General features: G+C 43.3%; 18 protein-coding genes and 2 pseudogenes. 16 read left to right on the plus strand and 4 right to left on the minus strand.

Annotation, left to right across the window (positions count from 1 at the left end):
- Positions 1 to 127 precede the first annotated feature (127 nt).
- From MUN89_RS05785 to MUN89_RS05795, 3 genes are read left to right on the plus strand one after another with little or no spacing between them, the layout of a single operon-like run.
- Complete coding sequence (locus MUN89_RS05785; RefSeq protein ID WP_244712198.1) at positions 128 to 2233, plus strand: BglG family transcription antiterminator; 2106 nt, start codon at positions 128 to 130, stop codon at positions 2231 to 2233.
- A 21-nt stretch (positions 2234 to 2254) separates the two neighbouring features.
- Positions 2255 to 2521, plus strand: a complete 267-nt coding sequence (locus MUN89_RS05790) for a PTS sugar transporter subunit IIB (RefSeq protein ID WP_244712199.1) — start codon at positions 2255 to 2257, stop codon at positions 2519 to 2521.
- Between the two features lie 29 nt (positions 2522 to 2550).
- On the plus strand, positions 2551 to 3918 hold the full coding sequence (locus tag MUN89_RS05795) for a PTS ascorbate transporter subunit IIC (RefSeq protein WP_244712201.1): 1368 nt from the start codon (positions 2551 to 2553) through the stop codon (positions 3916 to 3918).
- A 356-nt stretch (positions 3919 to 4274) separates the two neighbouring features.
- Here the strand turns inward: MUN89_RS05795 and MUN89_RS05800 are convergent.
- Positions 4275 to 5524: pseudogene (locus MUN89_RS05800) on the minus strand (multidrug effflux MFS transporter).
- 278 nt (positions 5525 to 5802) lie between these two features.
- Between MUN89_RS05800 and MUN89_RS05805 the strand changes: the two are divergent.
- The 7 genes and pseudogenes from MUN89_RS05805 (at position 5803) to MUN89_RS05835 (ending at position 11402) form a co-directional block, all read left to right on the plus strand.
- The gene (locus MUN89_RS05805) at positions 5803 to 6222 is read left to right on the plus strand and encodes a MerR family transcriptional regulator (RefSeq protein WP_244712203.1); all 420 of its coding nucleotides are present in this window, start codon (positions 5803 to 5805) and stop codon (positions 6220 to 6222) included.
- A 324-nt stretch (positions 6223 to 6546) separates the two neighbouring features.
- Entirely contained in the window at positions 6547 to 6996 is a 450-nt protein-coding gene (locus MUN89_RS05810; RefSeq protein WP_244712205.1) for a hypothetical protein, read from the plus strand.
- A gap of 174 nt (positions 6997 to 7170) precedes the next feature.
- Positions 7171 to 7620 (plus strand): Hsp20/alpha crystallin family protein, encoded by a 450-nt coding sequence (locus MUN89_RS05815; RefSeq protein WP_244712206.1) that lies wholly within the window; start codon positions 7171 to 7173, stop codon positions 7618 to 7620.
- 229 nt (positions 7621 to 7849) lie between these two features.
- Positions 7850 to 9064, plus strand: a complete 1215-nt coding sequence (locus MUN89_RS05820; protein ID WP_244712208.1) for a multidrug effflux MFS transporter — start codon at positions 7850 to 7852, stop codon at positions 9062 to 9064.
- A 154-nt stretch (positions 9065 to 9218) separates the two neighbouring features.
- Positions 9219 to 9833, plus strand: a complete 615-nt coding sequence (locus tag MUN89_RS05825) for an HAD-IA family hydrolase (RefSeq protein ID WP_244712210.1) — start codon at positions 9219 to 9221, stop codon at positions 9831 to 9833.
- 64 nt (positions 9834 to 9897) lie between these two features.
- Positions 9898 to 10607: pseudogene (locus MUN89_RS05830) on the plus strand (nucleotidyltransferase domain-containing protein).
- 108 nt (positions 10608 to 10715) lie between these two features.
- Positions 10716 to 11402, plus strand: a complete 687-nt coding sequence (locus tag MUN89_RS05835) for an alpha/beta fold hydrolase (protein WP_244712213.1) — start codon at positions 10716 to 10718, stop codon at positions 11400 to 11402.
- Between the two features lie 122 nt (positions 11403 to 11524).
- Here MUN89_RS05835 and MUN89_RS05840 read toward each other — a convergent pair whose 3' ends face one another.
- Complete coding sequence (locus tag MUN89_RS05840; protein ID WP_244713587.1) at positions 11525 to 12691, minus strand: DUF4317 domain-containing protein; 1167 nt, start codon at positions 12689 to 12691, stop codon at positions 11525 to 11527.
- 183 nt (positions 12692 to 12874) lie between these two features.
- Between MUN89_RS05840 and MUN89_RS05845 the strand changes: the two genes are divergently transcribed.
- The gene (locus tag MUN89_RS05845) at positions 12875 to 13465 is read left to right on the plus strand and encodes a putative immunity protein (protein ID WP_244712215.1); all 591 of its coding nucleotides are present in this window, start codon (positions 12875 to 12877) and stop codon (positions 13463 to 13465) included.
- Positions 13466 to 13570: 105 nt separating this feature from the next.
- Positions 13571 to 14332, plus strand: coding sequence for a class I SAM-dependent methyltransferase (locus MUN89_RS05850; protein ID WP_396266081.1), 762 nt, complete (start codon positions 13571 to 13573; stop codon positions 14330 to 14332).
- 180 nt (positions 14333 to 14512) lie between these two features.
- Here MUN89_RS05850 and MUN89_RS21970 read toward each other — a convergent pair whose 3' ends face one another.
- Positions 14513 to 14725, minus strand: coding sequence for a YjcZ family sporulation protein (locus MUN89_RS21970; RefSeq protein WP_318036120.1), 213 nt, complete (start codon positions 14723 to 14725; stop codon positions 14513 to 14515).
- A 115-nt stretch (positions 14726 to 14840) separates the two neighbouring features.
- Positions 14841 to 15680 (minus strand): protein-glutamine gamma-glutamyltransferase, encoded by an 840-nt coding sequence (locus tag MUN89_RS05860; RefSeq protein ID WP_244712219.1) that lies wholly within the window; start codon positions 15678 to 15680, stop codon positions 14841 to 14843.
- Between the two features lie 242 nt (positions 15681 to 15922).
- Here MUN89_RS05860 and MUN89_RS05865 point away from each other — a divergent pair, with 242 nt between their 5' ends.
- The 4 genes from MUN89_RS05865 to MUN89_RS05880 all read left to right on the plus strand — a co-directional run bounded on the left by MUN89_RS05865 (position 15923) and on the right by MUN89_RS05880 (position 19479).
- On the plus strand, positions 15923 to 16546 hold the full coding sequence (locus MUN89_RS05865) for a TetR/AcrR family transcriptional regulator (protein ID WP_244712221.1): 624 nt from the start codon (positions 15923 to 15925) through the stop codon (positions 16544 to 16546).
- Positions 16547 to 16658: 112 nt separating this feature from the next.
- Positions 16659 to 17606, plus strand: coding sequence for an alpha/beta fold hydrolase (locus MUN89_RS05870; RefSeq protein WP_244712223.1), 948 nt, complete (start codon positions 16659 to 16661; stop codon positions 17604 to 17606).
- Between the two features lie 82 nt (positions 17607 to 17688).
- Positions 17689 to 18039 carry a VOC family protein gene (locus MUN89_RS05875; protein ID WP_244712225.1) on the plus strand — a complete coding sequence of 117 codons (351 nt, stop codon included), beginning with the start codon at positions 17689 to 17691 and terminating at the stop codon, positions 18037 to 18039.
- Positions 18040 to 18150: 111 nt separating this feature from the next.
- Positions 18151 to 19479: a short-chain fatty acid transporter gene (locus tag MUN89_RS05880; protein WP_244712228.1), complete on the plus strand. Its 1329-nt coding sequence runs from the start codon at positions 18151 to 18153 to the stop codon at positions 19477 to 19479.
- Positions 19480 to 19509: the final 30 nt, after the last annotated feature.

Consider the following 19509-nt stretch of genomic DNA (forward strand, 5'->3'; position numbering starts at 1 on the left):
TGAAATCCCTTACAAAACTGATAAACAGCCGCTATACTTAATCCATAAGATGATCATATGAATCACAACCGTATAATTCTGCAAAATTCACTAGTTTGCAAACTTGAATAAGGGGATCCCCATGGTATTGGATAAAAGACGTGCACACTTATTATCCATCATTCAACAATCCACTGGTCCCGTCCCAACGAAAGATTTGGTTGCAAAAATGAATGTATCCCAGCGCACGATCTATTACGACCTTGATCAAATCAACAGTTGGTTAACAGATCAGAACTTAGAGCCTATAGAAAGCAAGCATGGAGAAGGACTTTATCTTCCCGACGCTTCCAGGTCCAGATTAACTTTCCACAAGGATGAAGGCTTTGACGATTGGCAGTATCAATTGTCCAAGCAGGAACGAGAAGTGCTCATTAAAGTGAAAATCGTGTTAGATGAACAGGCTGCTTCGATGCAGAGCTTCATGGATCTTACGAGTATGAGTCGAGGTACAGTCGCAAAGGTTCTTAAAGTCATTAAAGGCGAGTTTAAGCAGGCAGGCCTGAAGCTGTACTATCAAAAAGGCTCGGGCTACCGGTTAAGCGGGCCGGAGGAAGCGAAAAGAAAGATGCTTTCTGATATCCTGGCGATGATCTTTTCCCACCAGGATTGGCACAACGTCCGGGAGAAGGTTCACCGCATGATCCAGCCGGGAGACGGATCTTCGTCCAGCGACGCGGATCAACGGTTATTCGTTAGAAACCTTCTTTTTGAAGCTGAACAAAAATTGGGGCTCACGTTAACGGATGAAATGGTGGAAATTCTTTCGTTACAGATTTTAATGGTTATGAAGCGAATTCAATTACAGAAATATATCGTGCTTGAATCCGAAGAAAAGCAGGTGCTGCAGCAAACCGAGGCCTACCAGGCGGCCTTGCTGATTACGAATAAACTCAAGGATTTATGGAAGGTTTCCTTTCCAGACGATGAGATCTGCTTCATTACTATGAATCTGCTAGGCTCCAAAGTCCAGCATGATGATTTCAGTCGTTATACAGAGCGTGAGCTTTCCGGACTGCGTGAAGTTGTTCAACGGATGATTTCTGATTTTCAATTGTATTCTTGTGTCGTGTTTGATGATAAGACAGGGCTTGAGGAAAACCTGATTTCTCACATTAAGCCTACGTATTACCGTCTGAAGTACGGCGTGAAAATCGCTAATGATCTAGCGGAAAGCATTCAGGAGAATTATCAGGATCTCTTTCACTTAACGAAACGTGTGATGAAGCACCTTGAGCTGTATGTTGGTGAGCCGATCCCTGATAAGGAAGCAGCTTATATCACCCTGCATTTTGGAGGGTGGCTTACGAAAGAGAAAAAGCGGGTCGAAACAAAGTTCAGAGCCCTCATCGTCTGTGAAAATGGGATCGGAACATCGAACATGTTACGGACTCAGCTCGAAAATATGATTGCCGGTCTAAATGTGATCCAAACGATGTCCATCAGGGAATATCAATCCATCGAACCGAACGCGGACGTGATCTTTTCTACCAATTATATTAAGGCCAAGGATATTCCTGTGATCCATGTCCCAGCGATCCTGACCAATCTGGACAAGGAACAGGTCATACGCCGGATGAATGATCTTTTTCATGCAAAGCAGCAGGAGAAGGATTCGACGGACCTGTTGATCGATGTCATCGAAAAATATGCGACCATCCATCAGAAGGATGAACTGAAAAGAGAAATGGTTCATCTTTTAGAAGAAAATACTCCGCTGACAAAGGAGCTGCGTAAGCCTATGCTCAATGAATTATTAACCGAACAAACGATCCAATTCAAAGATCATGTCTCCAGCTGGCAGGAGGCGATCGAAATCGCCGCCGAACCGCTGGTCAAGCAGCAATCGATCCGACCGCAGTATATTCAGGCGATGATCGATAATGTGAATGAATTAGGGCCCTATATTGTCATTGCGCCACGCATTGCGATCCCCCATGCACGGCCCGAAGCGGGAGTCGAAAAACTGGGAATGAGTTTTTTACGGGTAACAGAACCTGTTTATTTCTCAGAACAGGAAAAACATCGGGCTCAGTTAGTCATCGTGCTAGCAGCGATCGATAACCAAACGCACTTGACCGCATTAGCCCAGCTCACTGAAATGTTATCCAATGAAAATAATGTGGAGCATTTAATTTCAGCCAATGAAGCTGAAAGCGTGATTGAATTGATTCATAAATCAGTTGAAGTATAAAAAACCGAGGAGGAATTAGAAATGAAAAAAATCTTAGTCGTATGTGGAAATGGGTTAGGAAGCAGCATGATTGTCGAAATGAACGTGAAAGCTGCCTTGAACGAAATGGGAAAAGAAGGCGAAGTTTCCCACACGGATTTGACGACTGCCAAGACAGAACAAGCGGACATCTACTTAGGATCCGAGGACATCGTGGGCAGTCTGGAAGATGGAAATAAGAATGTGGTGAAACTGAAAAACTTAATGGATAAAAATGAGCTCCGTGAAGCGTTAGAAAAGCACATGTAATTCAACATTAAAACAAAGGAGCGTTATACATGATTGACTTAATAATGAAGGATATTTTAGGAACCCCAGCCATACTAGTCGGTTTATTCGCACTCATCGGGCTCCTTGTGCAACGAAAAAATTCGGGGGATATTGTTTCAGGAACCCTTAAAACAGTAATGGGCTTCGTCATTCTCGGGGCAGGGGCGAATGTACTCGTTCAGTCCCTGGGTCAGTTCAGCAGCATGTTCAGCGAAGCCTTTTCTGTCGATGGCGTCATTCCTAACAATGAAGCCATCGTAGCCCTGGCGCAGGAAAGCTTCGGTACAGAGACGGCTATGATTATGCTGTTCGGTATGGTCGTCAATATTCTCCTTGCCCGCTTCAGCCCTTTTAAATATATCTTTCTTACGGGGCACCATACGATGTTCATGGCCTGTTTAATCGCCGTCATATTAACGACAGGCGGATTTTCCGGGGCAGCCCTGGTTATTTTAGGTTCCATTATCCTAGGTTCCTTAATGGTGCTATCCCCAGCCATGCTTCAGCCGTTTACTCGTAAAGTAACGGGTTCAGACGACTTTGCCATCGGGCACTTCGGTTCCTTCGGCTATTTTGTTTCCGCCCTAGTAGGAAAAGCCGTCGGCAAAAACTCCAAGTCCACCGAAGAAATTAAAGTGCCTAAATCCCTCAGCTTTCTTCGAGACACGTCCGTTTCCGTGTCTTTAACGATGACGATCCTCTTCTTTGTCGTAGCAGGAGCGGCTGGACCTGCCTTCGTTGAGGGGCAGCTAAGTGACGGACAGAATTTTCTCGTCTTCGCTTTTATGCAAGGGCTTACGTTTGCAGCAGGTGTCTACATCATTTTAGCCGGCGTCCGTATGCTGCTTGGTGAAATTGTACCGGCCTTCAAAGGGATTGCGGATAAGATTGTTCCTCATGCGAAACCAGCACTGGACTGTCCAGCTATTTTTCCATTTGCAGGAAACGCCGTAATTATCGGATTCTTTTTCAGTTTTATTGCCGGTCTTGTGAGTATGATGTTCCTGCCGCTTCTAGGGTTAAAAGTCATTGTGCCGGGACTCGTTCCTCATTTTTTCACTGGCGCAGCCGCAGGTGTGTTCGGGAATGCAACCGGTGGAAGAAAAGGGGCGATCTTCGGCTCCATGGCGAATGGGCTAATCATCAGCTTCCTGCCCGCGTTATTGCTGCCTGTTCTTGGATCACTTGGATTCCAGGGGACAACGTTTGGCGATGCCGACTTTGGAGTCGTAGGTATTATCCTTGGCAACCTGATTCGAATCATTGAATCGAATGGTATTGTTTTTGCAGCGCTGTTAATTCTGCTGGCTCTCTTGTTTTTCCTTGGTTCAAGGTCAAAAGCGAAGGAGAAAGAGCAGAATCCAGATGTCGCTTAATCTCTGTTGAAAAATCCCTTCCTCGAAGCAGGAAGGGATTTTTTATCTAGAGCCTTACTAAAATATCTTACTGCATGATTAATAAAGAACTGTAGCTCGTACTACGGAACCTCTTCCTTAAAGTTTAGGTTATAAGCGGTGGCTTCCCGGAGACATGGTTAAGATGCAGTCTAAATGATCAGTTAACAATGAAACTAAATCACTGGTTTTATCATTTTCCAGCCATTTTTCTACAGAGACTCGAAAAGTAGCCATGTAGATGGCAACATTCGGATTTACTATGGGCTGAAAATCTTTTATGCCAGCACCTATTTTTTAATTTAATTAATGTCTCTAAGTACGGTTAGAAAACACCGTTAACTGAACTTTTGTTTGCTTGGTAATGGTTTTTTTAGTTGAGACGGTCTGTGGATGAGGAATACGTAACTGGCTAATGCCCCCAGATCCGCCATCATAATTGTAAGCCCCATCGGTACAGCTGTGTCTTCTCCAGCGATCCCGACAAGCGGAACGGAAATGCCCCAAGCAGGTAAGGCATTAGACCTAAAAGGGCCGCAGCACTTCCTGCCGTGTCACCTTTCGACTGCATCGCTAAGGCAAAGCTTGCTGTTGTAACAATTCCTACACAGGAAACTATGAAAAAGATGGGAAGAACGATCAAAACAAGCGGAGCTTGAATCAGAATCATTATCATCAAAAAGAGGCTTGCTGATGTTGAGATCATTAGTCCCGTTAAGAGAATTTTGCTTTCAGAAAATCTCCCAGAGAGCCGACCTGTTAATTGGCTGCCAGCTATAATGCCAATCCCATTCATGGAAAAGAGCACGCTGAACGTTTGCGGGCTGATCCCATAAATCCCCTGATAAATAAATGGGGTGCCGGAAACGTAGGCGAATGTGCCGGCCATAAACAGACCTTGGATCAATACATAGCCGGCAAACGTTTTATCTTTAATGAGTGTCCCGAAGATTCCAAAGGTTTCACGGACATTACTTTTTGTCTGCCTCTCCTCAGGCAGCGTTTCTGGAAGCGTCATCGATACAGCGGCCACCATCAAAAGAGCAATTACTGCAAGAACGCCGAACACCCCGTGCCAGGTGGTGACCTTTAACACGGCCCCGCCTAAGATAGGAGCTAGGATAGGGGAAACCCCAAGCACTAACATTAACATCGCAAAAAACTTCGTCAATTCTTTCCCTGAGAAAAGATCACGGACGATGGCCCTCGAGATCACGACTCCACCCGCAGCAGAAAATCCTTGGAGCAGCCTTGCGCCAATGAATACCCAAATCGAAGGAGACAGCACACATAAGAGAGACGCTGTTATATATAACAAAAGAAAAAAGAGTAACGGACGTTTTCTTCCTTTGGCATCACTTAACGGGCCGATAACGATTTGACCAATGGCCAGTCCAAACAAAGCCGCTGTTAAGCTCAACTGCACGAGAGAGGCGCTTGTATGAAACTCTTCAGCGATAGAAGGGAACCCTGGCAGGTACATATCCAACGTAAGGGATCCATAGGCTGCAAGGGAACCAAGAAGGAGGGTGAGCCATATGCGACTTTTTATATTTGAAGATGGAGAAGCAGAATTTGTGAACTTCATAGGATTCCTTCTTTCTGAAAGGGATGCGACTCTTGTTTTGTTCCCATTCCCTCTTTTGTATTTTAATAAGTCTATCACTTAGATGTAACTCGAAGTCAAGCGGATAAAATAGAAAAGAAGGGAAGCGTTACCCAGGAGTACACTGATAGTTTTATAGTTATAAAGATTATTTCATCGGTTTGCAAAGCTGCTTGACCTGGAGTTAACTTTAAGTATTACAATTTTACATAGATGGGAATTATGGAAGAAGAAATAAAAACCAAAGGGAGTGAAATCATGTGGCGTATCGGATAGGTGAATTAGCTAGATTGATTGGTGTAAGCGAACATACGTTGAGATATTATGAAAAAGAAGGCTTAGTGGTACCAGAACGAGGCAGCAATAATATCCGCTCCTATACTGAAGATAATAAGCTGTGGGCAGAATTCATTTTGCATATGAAAAATACGGGCATGTCTTTAGAGGACTTGAAGAAATATACACAATTATGGGAATCCGGCGAGGAAGGCATCAACGGAATGCTGGAAATTCTTATTAACCACAGGGTCAACGTGATGGAGAAGCTGGAAACCTACAAAAAAAATCTGGAGCTGTTAAATACGAAGATCGATTTTTATCAAAGCAATCTAGAGAAAAACAAGGCGGCCGATTTATATGAGAAGTTTATTCAAAAGAAAAAAGACGAGGAGGAGAGTTAAACTTTTCATTTCCCTCTTCATTGTTTCGATTATGTAAGTGACAAACTAAAGCTTGTTCATTTACCGGATCCTGCAAGGGGAGCATGGCAGCACGCTTTCCCAAATGGCGGTAGAGGGAAGTTCTACGTCTCAAATCAGTGACGTGATCGAATTTATCATGAAAAATTACCATAAGTCTCTCCGAATTGAGGAGCTTGCGACATTAGCGAATAGGGGGCCGTCTTCTCTCCATAGGCATGTTAAAGAGATTGATAAACATTACTCACAGTTCTAATGCTGTCTTCCATAGGGAAGAGGAGAAATCAGTAAAGGAGGACATGGAGGATGGAACATCGGATTTCGCATAAGGAAATGGATGGAGCCTTAAAGCAGCTGGAAGATGATTATGTTCAAGCGGTGAAAAGTAATGAAAGCACAACCGTAGAAGACTTCATCGAACAGTTTTTGTATGATTCTTGGACTTACAATGATCAGAATTTAGAATATTTAAAGAGGGTGTTGGAGCGTTACACCAGTGGAGATATTTATCCGAGGACGTTTATCGGAGCCTTTAATGAAATGGTGGATCATCTTCAAGTGAAATTAGAGCAGCTGGATCAAAACAATGATTATCCAGCGCTTCACTCGAAGCATGGAGCTTCTTTACTCGTTGCTTTCGTCGACGGTCTGGTGATCCAGTACTATGTCGGGGTTTATAGTGTGGAGCAATTAAGAGAAATGACCCCTTATCTAAAAATCGTCATTCTTCAAGCGTTGAAAGCGGATGCTGAATGATGAAAGACCCCTTATTTCAAGCCATTCTATCATAAAAAAACGGTAAAAAATAAAGTGAAAAAAATTATAAAAAAAGGGGTTTAATTTCGAAAGACCGTGGTATAAGTTCAGTAGAAATTAGCACTCTGCCAGTTAGAGTGCTAAAACAAAAAATAGTATAAGGAGTGGTTAAGAATGGCTGGATTGATTCCTTTTAACAACAGAAATCGGAGTCTTAGAAAGGATGTACCTGGCAATCTCTTCAACATGATTGACGACTTCTTTAATGATTCTTGGTTCCCAACGAGAAATCCTATGTTGGATACCTTCAAGGTGGATGTCAAAGAAACGGAGCATCAGTACTTCGTTGAAGCAGAACTTCCAGGTGTAAAAAAAGAGGATATTCATCTTCGTCTAAATGATGGGCGGCTTACCATTTCTGTTCACAAAGAAGAAAATGTGGAAGAGAAGGATCATGATACGTATATTCATAAAGAGAGACGTTATGATTCCATGCAGCGTTCCCTCTATCTGGAAGATGCTAAGTCAGACGATGTATCTGCGAAACTGGAAGATGGATTATTAAAAATCACCGTCGCTAAAGAAGACAATCCCGACAATTCCCGTAATATAGAAATTGAATAAGGGGATCTGGAAAACCCTGTGGAGAGTTGCTCCCACAGGGTTTTTTTCAGATAGAGAAACGATCATGATCCAATTTTTGCGATGACATTCATCTAAACCCTGCAATACAAAAAAGCAGATTTCTGGAAATATCAAGCCGGCTGGCTTAAACTGAATTCCATATTCTATTTCCCTTGCTTTTACGGCAATCGGGAACAAATGAAGGTGTGCGGGTATGCAAGCGAAGAGTATGGAACAAACAACAACTTTAAATTTAGATAAAAAGTCAGCACGTATCGGAATGGCTTTATTATTGGGAGCATTGACCGCTCTCGGTCCGTTATCCATTGATATGTATCTGCCTGCTCTGCCGAAATTGACAAACGATTTACATACGGTCACTTCTCTCGGTCAGGCGAGTTTGACGGCGTGTCTTTTCGGACTCGCCATCGGTCAGGTAATCTTCGGTTCGCTCAGTGATGCTAAAGGACGACGCATGCCTTTGGTATACACGCTTTTCTGTTATGCGGCAGTCTCGGCTTTGAGCGGATTTTCGCCTTCCATCTGGATATTAATTGTCATGCGTTTCCTGCAGGGGATGATGGGAGCAGCAGGAGTGGTGATTTCGCGGGCAGTCGTCCGGGATTTGTTTGATGGCTCTGAGATGACCAAGTTCTTCTCAATGCTGATGCTGGTCAACGGGGCAGCCCCGGTGTTTGCACCGATTATTGGCGGCCAGATTTTACGAGTGACCGGCTGGAACGGCATTTTCTTTGTGCTGGGAGCGGTCGGTCTTGTCCTGTTTTTTGTGATTACCACTGTCTTTCCCGAAACACTGGCCGTGGAAAAGCGCAATACCCTTGGAATTCGGGAAACGGTTCGTACCTTTGGCAGCCTTTTTGCCAATCGCAGTTTCATGGGCTATGTTCTTTCCCAGTCCTTCATCTTTGCGATGATGTTTTCCTATATCTCCGGCGGTTCTTTTGTAATCGAAGGCGTGTTTGGCGCATCACCGCAAATGTTCAGTATTATTTTTGCCGTCAACGGGGTCGGCATTGTGCTCGCCACCCAGGTGACTGGGTTTCTTTCCGGGCGTGTGAGTGATACGCGGCTGTTAGTCGCCGGACTCGGACTCGCTGTCGTCAGCAGTCTGTGTTTATTAGGAGTCATTCTGGCTGGCACCGGGCTGATGCCTGTATTGGTATTTCTGTTCTTCGTGGTTTCCAGTATGGGAGTCGTCAATACGACCGGCTTCTCGCTGGCGATGCAGGACCAGTCCCAGCATGCAGGGAGCGCTTCTGCACTGCTTGGTGTCATCCGGTTTGCCTGCGCAGGGATTGTTGCTCCGTTTGTCGGTATTGCCGGAAGTGATACGGCCGTACCGATGGGCATTTTAATCACCCTTTGTGCGCTGCTCGGAACAGTGTTTTATTTTGGCATGGTGCGCGTGAAAAAAACAGCATAGATCAGTGAATAAGAAAGAGAGAGGGCTTGGATCAACCCTCTCTTTTTTTATGTGAATCCTTCCGTTTATCAAGAGGACCGTCAGCTAAAATCACCATAATCATATGGTAAACTAAAGTTTGAATGAAAGAATGGTATTTTGCAGGAGGAATCATATGTATAGACACATCATTTGGGATTTTGACGGCACTCTTTTTGACACATACCCCGTTATGGCAGGAGTCTTTAAAGAGTTACTAGAGAGCGAGGGAATGATAGAATCTGTAGAAACGATCGAGAAACAATGGAGAATCTCTGCTTCTCATGCCTTAAGTTATTATCAAGATAAATATAAGATCGACGATGCCTTCATAGCAGATTATAAAAGGAAAAAACTCGCAGCAGAAATGGAGCAGTCAAAACCATTTGCGGAAATCGAAGCCCTATGTAAATACATCGCTTCCACCGGTAGAAAAAATTATTTACTCACTCATAGAGGAGAGTCTTCCATTGAGTTACTACGGAAATATGATTTGGAACGTTATTTCTCCCAATGTATTACCTCTAAAGAAGGTTTTGCAAGAAAGCCAAGCCCTGCAGCCATCCATCACTTAATGAGTGAGCATCAAATTGAAAAAACAGAAGCAATCATGATTGGTGACAGAGACTTAGATTTGATATCTGGTAAAAATGCAGGAATAAGTGCTTGCTATTTTACTAATGAATCAGAGGGAAATGAGCATTGTGATTACATCATCCATGACTTTAAGCAGTTATACTCCATTATTTAATAAGCGGATAGAGAGTAAATAGAGAGAGTGCAGACGTGATTCTGTGCATGTCGAGGTGAAATGAATGATAAGACTTGATCCGGTTGAGGCAGCTAAACAATTTATTGATACACACTTTCCAAACTGCCAGGGGGCTTTATTATCTGGAAGTGTGGTAAGAGGTGAGGCAACAGAAACGTCTGACCTTGATCTAGTGATTTTTGACAAAAAAATTCTTGCATCCTATCGAGAATCCCTGTTTGATTATGGATGGCCGATAGAGGTGTTTGTACATCATTTAACATCCTATAGAAAATTTTTCGAAATGGATTGCAAAGCTGCTAAGCCCTCTATGCCAAGAATGGTCGCTGAGGGGATCATTTTAAAAGATGAGGGAATGTTAGAATCTATAAAAAAAGAAGCCGCTGATCTATTAAAAAAAGGACCTGAAAAATGGTCAGAAGAAGTGATTAATACGAAGCGGTACTTTATTTCTGATGCTCTTGAAGATTTTTTGGGAAGGAATAACCGCGCTGAAGATCTATTTATTGCTAACACCTTGGCAGAGCTTGTTCATGAATTTGTTTTACGAACCAACCAGCATTGGATAGGTTCTTCAAAATGGATTATCCGTGCTCTGAAGCAATATGATGAAGCGTTTACGAGCGAATTTGTCGAAGCTTTTGACCGATTTTATTTATTTGGAGACAAGGAAAAAGTGGTGCACTTAGTAGATAAGGTTTTAGAGCCTTATGGGGACGGTTATTTGAAGGATTTTCTCTAGGAAAGGCATAATCCTGTTAAACAGAGGGGTTGTTTCTATCAAGATCATTGCCCTTACTTTAAATTGGCAAAGATAAAGGAAGGTACGTTACTGTAAGACTAGGAAAAGGGGAGAAAAGAATGAAGAAAATCTATATGCTGCACGGTTTTATGGGGACTGCTGACGCGCACTTCTCAAACCAAATCTCTTATTTTAATGAGCAATACGAAATTATACCAATAGATTTACCAGGGCATGGGGATAGCTCCGTTGATGCTGCTGAAAACTATTTTGATCGTACACTGGACTACGTGGAAGCTCAGATTGAAGAAAGCGGAGCTGGCTATTTACTAGGTCTATCGCTAGGTGCTTCACTCGCTGGTCATATGGCTTTAAGAAAACCCGAGCTCGTTGATGGAATTATCCTAACCGGATACACCCCATACATACCTGAGGGATTAAAAGAGGCTATGGAAAAGCAATATGATTATTTCTTAACTATTGAAGAGAACGACATCACTATTGCCCGGACTTTTGAACAACTGCACGGTGATAAATGGAAGAAAACGCTTCAACACGTCCTTCACAACATAACCTTTCATTACCCCACCCTCACAGAAGAGAAGATTAAACAGCTGAATGTCCCAGTGCTATTACTCAATGGAAGTGTAGATCAGCACGAAGTAGAGGCGGTGGCTTATGTGAAAAACGTAAAAAATGATGCCCTGATTGGATTGATTCCAGGTGCAGGTCATACAGCAAATATGGATCAACCGGAGATGTTTAATAGGATCGTTGAAAATTTTTTACTAGAGAATAAAAGGTAGAGGCTGCATTCTAAGGAAATCTCATCTTTGAGTATTTGAATGGGAAGAATAAAAGGGGAGTGACTGTTCATAAAAAGTCACTCCCCAACTAGGAAAGTAGAGCTGTGCTTGCGGGAAGTGGCTTACTCCCCAAACGCTTCCGGGAGCATTTTGAAGCCTTCGATTTCCGCGTCTTCTTCGACCTCGATCATAATGCAGCGTTTTCCTTTATAGTTCACTTGCCGGACAAACTCCAGATCCTGCGGGCTGATGGAGATATTTGCAATCTTCGTATTAATTTTGATCGATTTTGATTTGTATTTAGGGACGACGCTGCTTGCTTTCAGTTCGTAGCCTTCATTATCGGTAATGCGGTGGAAGGCGGTTTTCACTTTTTCTGAATCGACCTGTTCTCCGCTTTGAGTGAGCACCCGTTCGACGTCCCGGTAGTCGAGCTTAGGCGCTTCATCTTCTTCATTTTCCTCGATCACCCGGTTGATTTCTCCATATACATTCGCAAGGGTGGAAGGATTGAGCTGGTTTCCTACAACTTCTTTCATCACTTCTTCAAAGACGGCTTTATCTTCTTTCGCTGTCATGAATTCTTCGCTGTTTAATACCTCTTCGATAAATCGGTAGTCTGGTTCATTGGCTTTTCCTGCAGAGTAGAGCACACGGTTCACATCTGAGGCACCATCTGTGATGCTTGGGAAAAGAAACCCGCCCATCGGATTTTTCAGGTCGATCACGGGAGAGACTTCGATTTTATACTTAAATTCCTTTTCAATATAATCAAACTGGATTTCTTTCTTAGGTTCCTCCGTTTTATTCAGACTGCAGAAAATAAACGGGTTTGAATAAACGGCGTCCCGCTCACTTTCTTCTGCCTCTTCATTCCTCCGCTTCGTTGGGATTAAATATTCGGCACGAATGAAGGTGATAACCATGTCCTTTTCATAAGGATGGTCTTTGATCATTTTTTCTGTCATGGCAAGCATCTGCTCGTTCCAGTCCTCAACCTCACTGCTTAACAGGCCTTTATGTAATAGGAGCTGGCTGTGGTTCTCAGCGTCCCGCTTAAATTTCAATTCGAATAATTTCTCATCCAGCTGCCCGCTTAATACCTTTTTAAAATTGTTCATAAACAGCTCCTGCTGGTCTTGATCCAGCATTTCGAACGGCTGACTCTGATAATGATAAATGTCCGTTGTATCCTTCATAATATACACGTTAAAGATATCAGAGATCTTTAGTAAATCGTTGTCTACTTTTAACTGTCTGCGGATGCCCGCTATATCTTTTTTATCCAATGATTGTTCACTCCTAAGCTGGTTGTTCTTTGACTCTACTATTTTATCATAGCCCCCCTTTGTAATATCCATAATTTAATAGAGCTGCGGTTTTGTCGACCCCGGTAATGATGGAGTTCGTTCTGCTGATAAAAAGTGTGTCCATGTAGTAAACTTTAAAGTAGTGAGGAGTGAATAATTTCTATGTATGCAGACGTAGAGATCAAATTGAAAAAAAGAAATAAGTTACTGTTTTCCCGTGACAGTGAGAGTTTACAAGAATTAAGAGAACTTATTCAACAGCAGAATCATCGAACACTCGTCATGTGGGCATTAGATTGTGCGAAACAACCCTTAACATTATTTGAAGCAAAATATCCTGAAGAACAACGGCCCGGCACTTGTCTTGAGCTTTGTGAAGATTGGGCGCGTGGAAAAATCAAAATGCCTGAAGCAAGGAAGGCCATCTTAGCTTCCCATGCTGTCGCCAAAGAAATTGACGACGAGGTGTACGGCCTTTTCTGTCAGGCTGTTGGTCATGCCGGAGCTACGGTCCATGTAGAAACGCACGCGTTTGGACTACCTATATATGAACTGACAGCGCTCGTCCGCCGGTACGGAAAGGATAACTTTCAAGCTCCAGTAAACGAAAGGATCGAGGACTACTATCAACGTCTTCTTTACTGGCAGGAGCATACCGATAAACTTGGACTTCCGTGGGCTGAATTTCTATTGGATGATACTAAACCAAATAAGGAAAAGTTAGTAAGTGAGAATAGAAATTCTATTCAATAATTAACCATTGGAATTTTTTCTCATCGTGGGGTTCAAATTGTTTCTCGGGTAATAACGGATTCATGAATAAACTTCGGCAACTCTTTAGCGAAAGAAGGAATGACGATGACGAACTCAAATGAGATTTTAGACCAAAACAGGAAAAGCTGGAACACTGTAGCCCATCATTTTAATGGGATTGACGCTTTACCCAGCTATGGCCCTTTTACACAAACCGAAGAGGAGCTGCAGTTGTTTGGTAACTTACAAAATAAAAAAGTCCTTGATATTGGGTATGGAAGTGGACATTCCCTGCAATACATGGCGTCCAAAGGCGCATCTGAATTATGGGGGGTGGATCTTTCCGATTCCCAACGGAACACTGCTGAAGAATTACTTAAAGAGTTCAATCCTCACCTCTATTGTGCAGCGATGGAAGTGGATATCGATTTACCGAAACAGTATTTTGATTACGTGTATTCCATCTATGCCATCGGGTGGACGACTGATCTGCCGGCAACCTTTCACTTAATTTACGCTTATTTGAAGCAGGGAGGAACATTTATTTTCAGCTGGGACCATCCGTTGTATGCCCATTTACATAGTGAAAACGGTAAGATCTTTCTTGAGGGGTCGTACCAGAATGAAGGACGTACAGTATTTGATCGTTTCAAGGGAGAAGAAGCCAGAATGGTAGTCCATCGCCGTAAAATGGCTACTTACATCAATGAATTAATCAAAGCAGGATTTACCATTGAGTCCGTTATAGAGAGTGACGTCCCATCCAGTGAAAAAAATAAGGAAGTGGAATTCTCTGATCGTTATTATTCGTTATACAAAGCGCAGCAGTTTCCTTCCACAATGATTATAAAAGCAAGGAAAAGATAAAACATTTTGGCTGACATGGCAGCATTTTATAGAGCCACTTATTAGTAAAAGCCAGCTTCCTTAAAGGGAGCTGGCATCATTTTTTTCTATAGGTCTTTCACAAAAACGATCTGCTGCCCGACAGGCAGGACTGTATGAAATCAATCAAACTAGGAAGGTGTTCGCCTTAAATCAATTAAATTAGCAAGGGAAGCTGCAGCCGACAATGATTAGTAAGATAAACAACACAACAATCAATACAAAGTTATTTCTGCGAGGACAACAGCGTCTTGCAGGGGCGTAATAAGGCATGTAAGGCATATTGGCACCCATATATGGCGCGTTCTCGCTGGCACCCATGTATGGCGAATTCGCATTAGCACCCATGGAATACGGAGAATACATATTTTCCATTTGAAAACTTCCTTTCGTTTTGTGTGTTCGTCTCTATATCGTACTCGCCTACGTCCAAAGTTGAGCCCGTCAACCTTAAAAATGGGTAAGTGTCACAAAACGAATATCAACATTTTCAAATTTTGAACTGAATACGGAGCACATACAAATAATGCATGAACGAGATGGAGTTCCTGTTATGGTGAACGAGCGGTGGAGCCGTTTTTTGAGCGCTTCTTCCTTGTGCGGTGTACGCACCTAATTGCTGGAAGGATGGTCTTGTGATCAGACTGGTTAAATAGGCAGATTGCTGGCTGCCCGCTTTTCTTTTTTCATTGAGCACTTCAATGATTTCGTCATCTGTTCGAATACCGAATCCATGGCCAAAATAATGATCATTTCCCATGGCTATTGCATTGACTCCTCTAAACCATGGGGTCGAGGCATCCACGTCCGGATTCATAAAATAGACGACATCCCCAGGGATAGAATGATCGGAATAAAACGTATGCAGTCCTAGATCATCATCGCTGTACCAGCTGTATAAATAAATGCTTGGGAAGAGGTAGTTAAAGGATGGGCTTCCTATCGTCTGTAAAAGGCCGTCGTATAAAAGGATGACGCAAGCGGTCGCGCATTCGAACCGGTAGAGATCGCTGTTCGTGAAAATATCCTGAACTGCATTTCCGGGTTGGGCATCACGCTTTAATAGAAACCCGCCAGCTTCAGTTAAATTCCAATACTCTGAGTTGCACCGGGCATTCTTGAAGGTGGCAAAGACCGACTCCCCTGCATCCATCGCTTTTGCGCTCTCGACAATGTTTCTTCTCGCTTTTATTTCAAACAAAAGACCCTGCTCTGAATAATAGGCGTAGACGTTCGGAGACTTCTGCAAAGCTTCAATGATATCACTGTCCACTTTATTCGTTTTCCATGAGTCACTTGGTTGAAAAGGCCTCCCTGATACTTGAATCATACGGTTTCTCCTTTCCAAAAAAACTGCAGTACTTGTACCTATTGTATTCATGAACGTCTGCGGTCATGTTTAATTCCATAGTTGTCAGCAGGTGCAGTTATCTTTAAGGAGCAGATGTAAGGGAGTAACGATGGATTCTCTAAGCAGTAAAAATTTCAGAAAATTCATATTGACCTTACAGGTAAATGAAGTTACAATGGTTTTGACCTGATAGGTAAATGAAAGATTGAAGGTGATTTCCCTTGGCTGTAAAACTAATGGATATGGAAAACAAACGAAGAGACGTACTAATGAATGCGGCACTAAAGGAATTTGCCGAAAAGGGCTTTGATAAAGCCTCGACAAATGTGATCGCCAAAGAGTCGGGAATTTCAAAAGCGTTAATGTTCCACTATGTCAGTAGTAAAAAGGAGCTGTTTTTATTTCTCTATGAACATTGCACGAACATGATTCATGAAGAGTATTTGGCTTATATGAATTTTAACGAGAAAGATATTTTTGAGAGGCTGCAGCAATCCTATGCTCTTCAGATTGAATTATTGAAAAAGCACCCTTGGATTTTTGAATTTATCCAGATGACGGCCGCCGCCGAAGCAGAGGAAATCAATGAAGCAATGGAACAAAAGGCCGCAAAGATCCAGACTTTATGCCAGGAGACTATGTTTGAGGTCGTAGATGAAACGAAATTCAGAGACGGGATGAACATTGAAAGGTGCAAGCAAATCATTTACTGGGCGAATATTGGTTTTACTAACCAGTTACTGAATGAGATGAGAAATACGGAAGCTTCGGATTTAGATTATGACAAGGTTCAGGAGGAACTTGATGGGTTCCTGAATGAACTCAGAAAAAGTTTCTATAAGTAGCGACGATGATTAACATGGAGCCAGAAACATGAAGAAGCTGCTGGGATGGCTCGTTATTTTTCCTCGGTGCTGAACCCCTTCGAACAATACTATGGAGAGGACGATCCATTTGATGAAAGAAGAAACAATAAAGAAACGGCAGAGTAAATCCTTAGAAAGTCATCTCCCGCTTGGAAGTTTCTATAAGGTGGAAGGACGACGTATGTTCCTTCATCGTTCTGGCACAGCGGGTATTTCCGTAGTCTTTTTACCTGCTGCGGGCATGGTCGGGCTCGATTATCTAAATATCCACACAAAGATCAGCCAGCGGACGACTTCAGTGATCTATGATCGAGCTGGCACGGGATGGAGTGATGATACACAACTGCCACGAAGTGCATACGAAATCACTGAAGAATTGCGCAGCCTTCTTCAGACGGCAGAGATCCCACCCCCTTATTTGTTCGTCGGCCACTCGCTGGGTGGATTATACGCGTGCCATTACGCCCAGCGCTTTCCTGAGGAGACAGCAGGCATGCTTCTCCTCGAGCCGCCTCATGAAGATTTTGTCAATCAAACTCCTAAGTTAAAAAAACGCTACCTTCCTGAGCAAGGTTTTACATTGCTCCGGACGCTTCTCTCCTACAAACGAGTCTTCCGTCGGTTATTTAATCACATGTTTACAGAGTGGCCAGCTTCGATCCGTGAGCCATTGATTGACTATCATCTTCGTTCATTACCAAAAACCATGACGGAAAGAAAAAATTTGAATGACCGCCTCTATGAAGAAGTAAGCAGAGGAGGGAGCATTCCAGATGTTCCTTTGATCGTGTTTTCAACGATGGGAATCGATCCATTCATGCCTCCGCTTACCAGTAAATCTTTTCTTCGTGAAACTATGGAGCCCTTCAATCAAATTAAGGATAACGTCTACACGAAATTAGCAGGTTCAGTACCGAGGGGAGAGCATCGAAAGCTTAAGAATGCCGGACATACAACGATTCATACCGATGCTCCAGACGAAGTGATCGAGGCAGTGGGGGAATTGCTTGATCGTATGGAGAACGAAAGGAATGGATAAAAGTATGTTAACGTCTATTTGTCAAACCCTGTAGATAACCGGAGCTCATGGAGCATTAAAAATGAAACGTGGAGGTATAGGAATGAAAGTAAAGCGGATTGTTGCCAATATTGAAACGCAAGACATTTCTAAAGCCCGTGCTTTTTATCAGGACATATTAGGACTTGAGACGTTAATGGATCTTGGATTTATTGCCACGTACGGCACGGAGGAGAAGATGACTACCCAAATCAGTTTTCTTTCAGAGGGAGGTTCCGGCACACCGGTCCCTGATTTGTCCATTGAAGTGGATGATCTTGAGGAGGTACTCGCGAGGATTAAAGAGGCAGGCATTGCTATTGAGTATGGACCGGCAGAGGAGCCGTGGGGTGTGCGGCGGTTTTTCGTAAGAGATCCATTTGGAAAACTCGTAAATATTTTGGCTCATTTATAAAGCGATTGATATAATCCAGATCAACGATTTCCTGAAAGGGAACAGGGATCTATTGACGAGTAACGAATAAGGAAGGGGGAGCAGTTTTTTAATACAAGTAAGGAGGCAGCTATGTTAAAACGCACCATTCATTTATCAAACAAAATCATGCAGCGTTACTTACCCGATCCATTCTTATTCGTTATTCTTTTGACCTTTGTTGTATTCGGTCTCGGGTTGATTTTCACAAGCAGTTCCCCGGTACATATGGTTCAATATTGGGGGGAAGGCTTTTGGAATCTGTTGACTTTCTCTATGCAGATGGTTCTTGTGCTCGTCACCGGCTTTGTCCTGGCCAGCAGCCCGATCTTTAAAAAAGGGCTGGGCCGTTTAGCTTCTTTTGCCCGTAACCCAGGGCAGGCTGTCGTTTATGTGACGTTCATTTCTTTACTGGCAAGCTGGATTAACTGGGGATTCGGTCTTGTCATCGGGGCTCTCTTTGCCCGGGAGCTTGCTAAGCAAGTAAAAAACGTCGATTACAGGCTCTTAATTGCAAGCGCTTACGCAGGATTTATTGTTTGGCACGGCGGGTTAGCCGGCTCGATACCGCTGACAATCGCCACACCTGGTCACTTTTCTGAGGATTCGATCGGCCTCATTCCGACTTCGCAAACCATTTTTTCAGGCTTTAACCTCGGCATTGTGGCAGCGATTTTTATCGTGCTGCCTATCTTAACCCGGCAGATGCTACCTGGAAAAAAAGATCGAGTCACCATTGATCCCGCTTTACTGGAAGATGAGTCGTCGACGGGAGCAGCCGCGCTTGAAGAAGAAGCTGTGACTCCGGCTGTACGTATGGAAAACAGCCGAATTTTATCAGGAATTACAGCCTTATTAGGGATTTCGTTTCTCATCTATTATTTCATGACCACGGGATTTAAATTGAACTTGAATATCGTCAATTTCGCTTTTCTATTTCTCGGCATTCTTTTTCACGGAACCCCAAGGAATTTCCTGAATTCTGTGACGGACGCGGTCAAAGGGGCGAGCGGGATTATTATTCAATTTCCTTTCTATGCAGGGATTATGGGAATGATGGTTTCTTCCGGTCTCGCTGCGATGATGTCAGAAGGGTTTGCGTCGATTTCCACCGATTTCACTTTTCCATTCTTTGCTTTTCTCAGCGCTGGAATCGTAAACTTTTTTGTACCCTCCGGCGGGGGACAGTGGGCGGTCCAGGCACCGGTCATGATTGAGGCGGCGCAGCAGTTAGGCGTCTCGATACCGAAAACCGCCATGGCTGTCGCCTGGGGAGATGCGTGGACGAACTTAATCCAGCCTTTTTGGGCCCTTCCTGCACTTGCGATCGCAGGATTAAAGGCCAAAGACATTATGGGCTTCTGTTTAATTGTTCTTTTTGTAAGCGGTGTCATCATCTCGCTTGGCTTGCTGTTTTTATAAGAAGTCACAGCGAGTGAAACTGTCCATTAA

Source organism: Halobacillus salinarum (genome assembly GCF_022919095.1).
In the GTDB taxonomy this organism is placed as follows: Bacteria; Bacillota; Bacilli; order Bacillales; family Halobacillaceae; genus Halobacillus_B; species Halobacillus_B salinarum.

Coding starts and splice junctions, on each gene's coding strand:
- MUN89_RS05790 (WP_244712199.1), top strand. CDS start 2,255: ATGAAAAAAATCTTAGTCGTATGTGGAAATGGGTTAGGAAGCAGCATG.
- MUN89_RS05795 (WP_244712201.1), top strand. CDS start 2,551: ATGATTGACTTAATAATGAAGGATATTTTAGGAACCCCAGCCATACTA.
- MUN89_RS05810 (WP_244712205.1), top strand. CDS start 6,547: ATGGAACATCGGATTTCGCATAAGGAAATGGATGGAGCCTTAAAGCAG.
- MUN89_RS05815 (WP_244712206.1), top strand. CDS start 7,171: ATGGCTGGATTGATTCCTTTTAACAACAGAAATCGGAGTCTTAGAAAG.
- MUN89_RS05820 (WP_244712208.1), top strand. CDS start 7,850: ATGGAACAAACAACAACTTTAAATTTAGATAAAAAGTCAGCACGTATC.
- MUN89_RS05825 (WP_244712210.1), top strand. CDS start 9,219: ATGTATAGACACATCATTTGGGATTTTGACGGCACTCTTTTTGACACA.
- MUN89_RS05835 (WP_244712213.1), top strand. CDS start 10,716: ATGAAGAAAATCTATATGCTGCACGGTTTTATGGGGACTGCTGACGCG.
- MUN89_RS05845 (WP_244712215.1), top strand. CDS start 12,875: ATGTATGCAGACGTAGAGATCAAATTGAAAAAAAGAAATAAGTTACTG.
- MUN89_RS05850 (WP_396266081.1), top strand. CDS start 13,571: ATGACGAACTCAAATGAGATTTTAGACCAAAACAGGAAAAGCTGGAAC.
- MUN89_RS21970 (WP_318036120.1), bottom strand. CDS start 14,725: ATGGAAAATATGTATTCTCCGTATTCCATGGGTGCTAATGCGAATTCG.
- MUN89_RS05860 (WP_244712219.1), bottom strand. CDS start 15,680: ATGATTCAAGTATCAGGGAGGCCTTTTCAACCAAGTGACTCATGGAAA.
- MUN89_RS05870 (WP_244712223.1), top strand. CDS start 16,659: ATGAAAGAAGAAACAATAAAGAAACGGCAGAGTAAATCCTTAGAAAGT.
- MUN89_RS05875 (WP_244712225.1), top strand. CDS start 17,689: ATGAAAGTAAAGCGGATTGTTGCCAATATTGAAACGCAAGACATTTCT.
- MUN89_RS05880 (WP_244712228.1), top strand. CDS start 18,151: ATGTTAAAACGCACCATTCATTTATCAAACAAAATCATGCAGCGTTAC.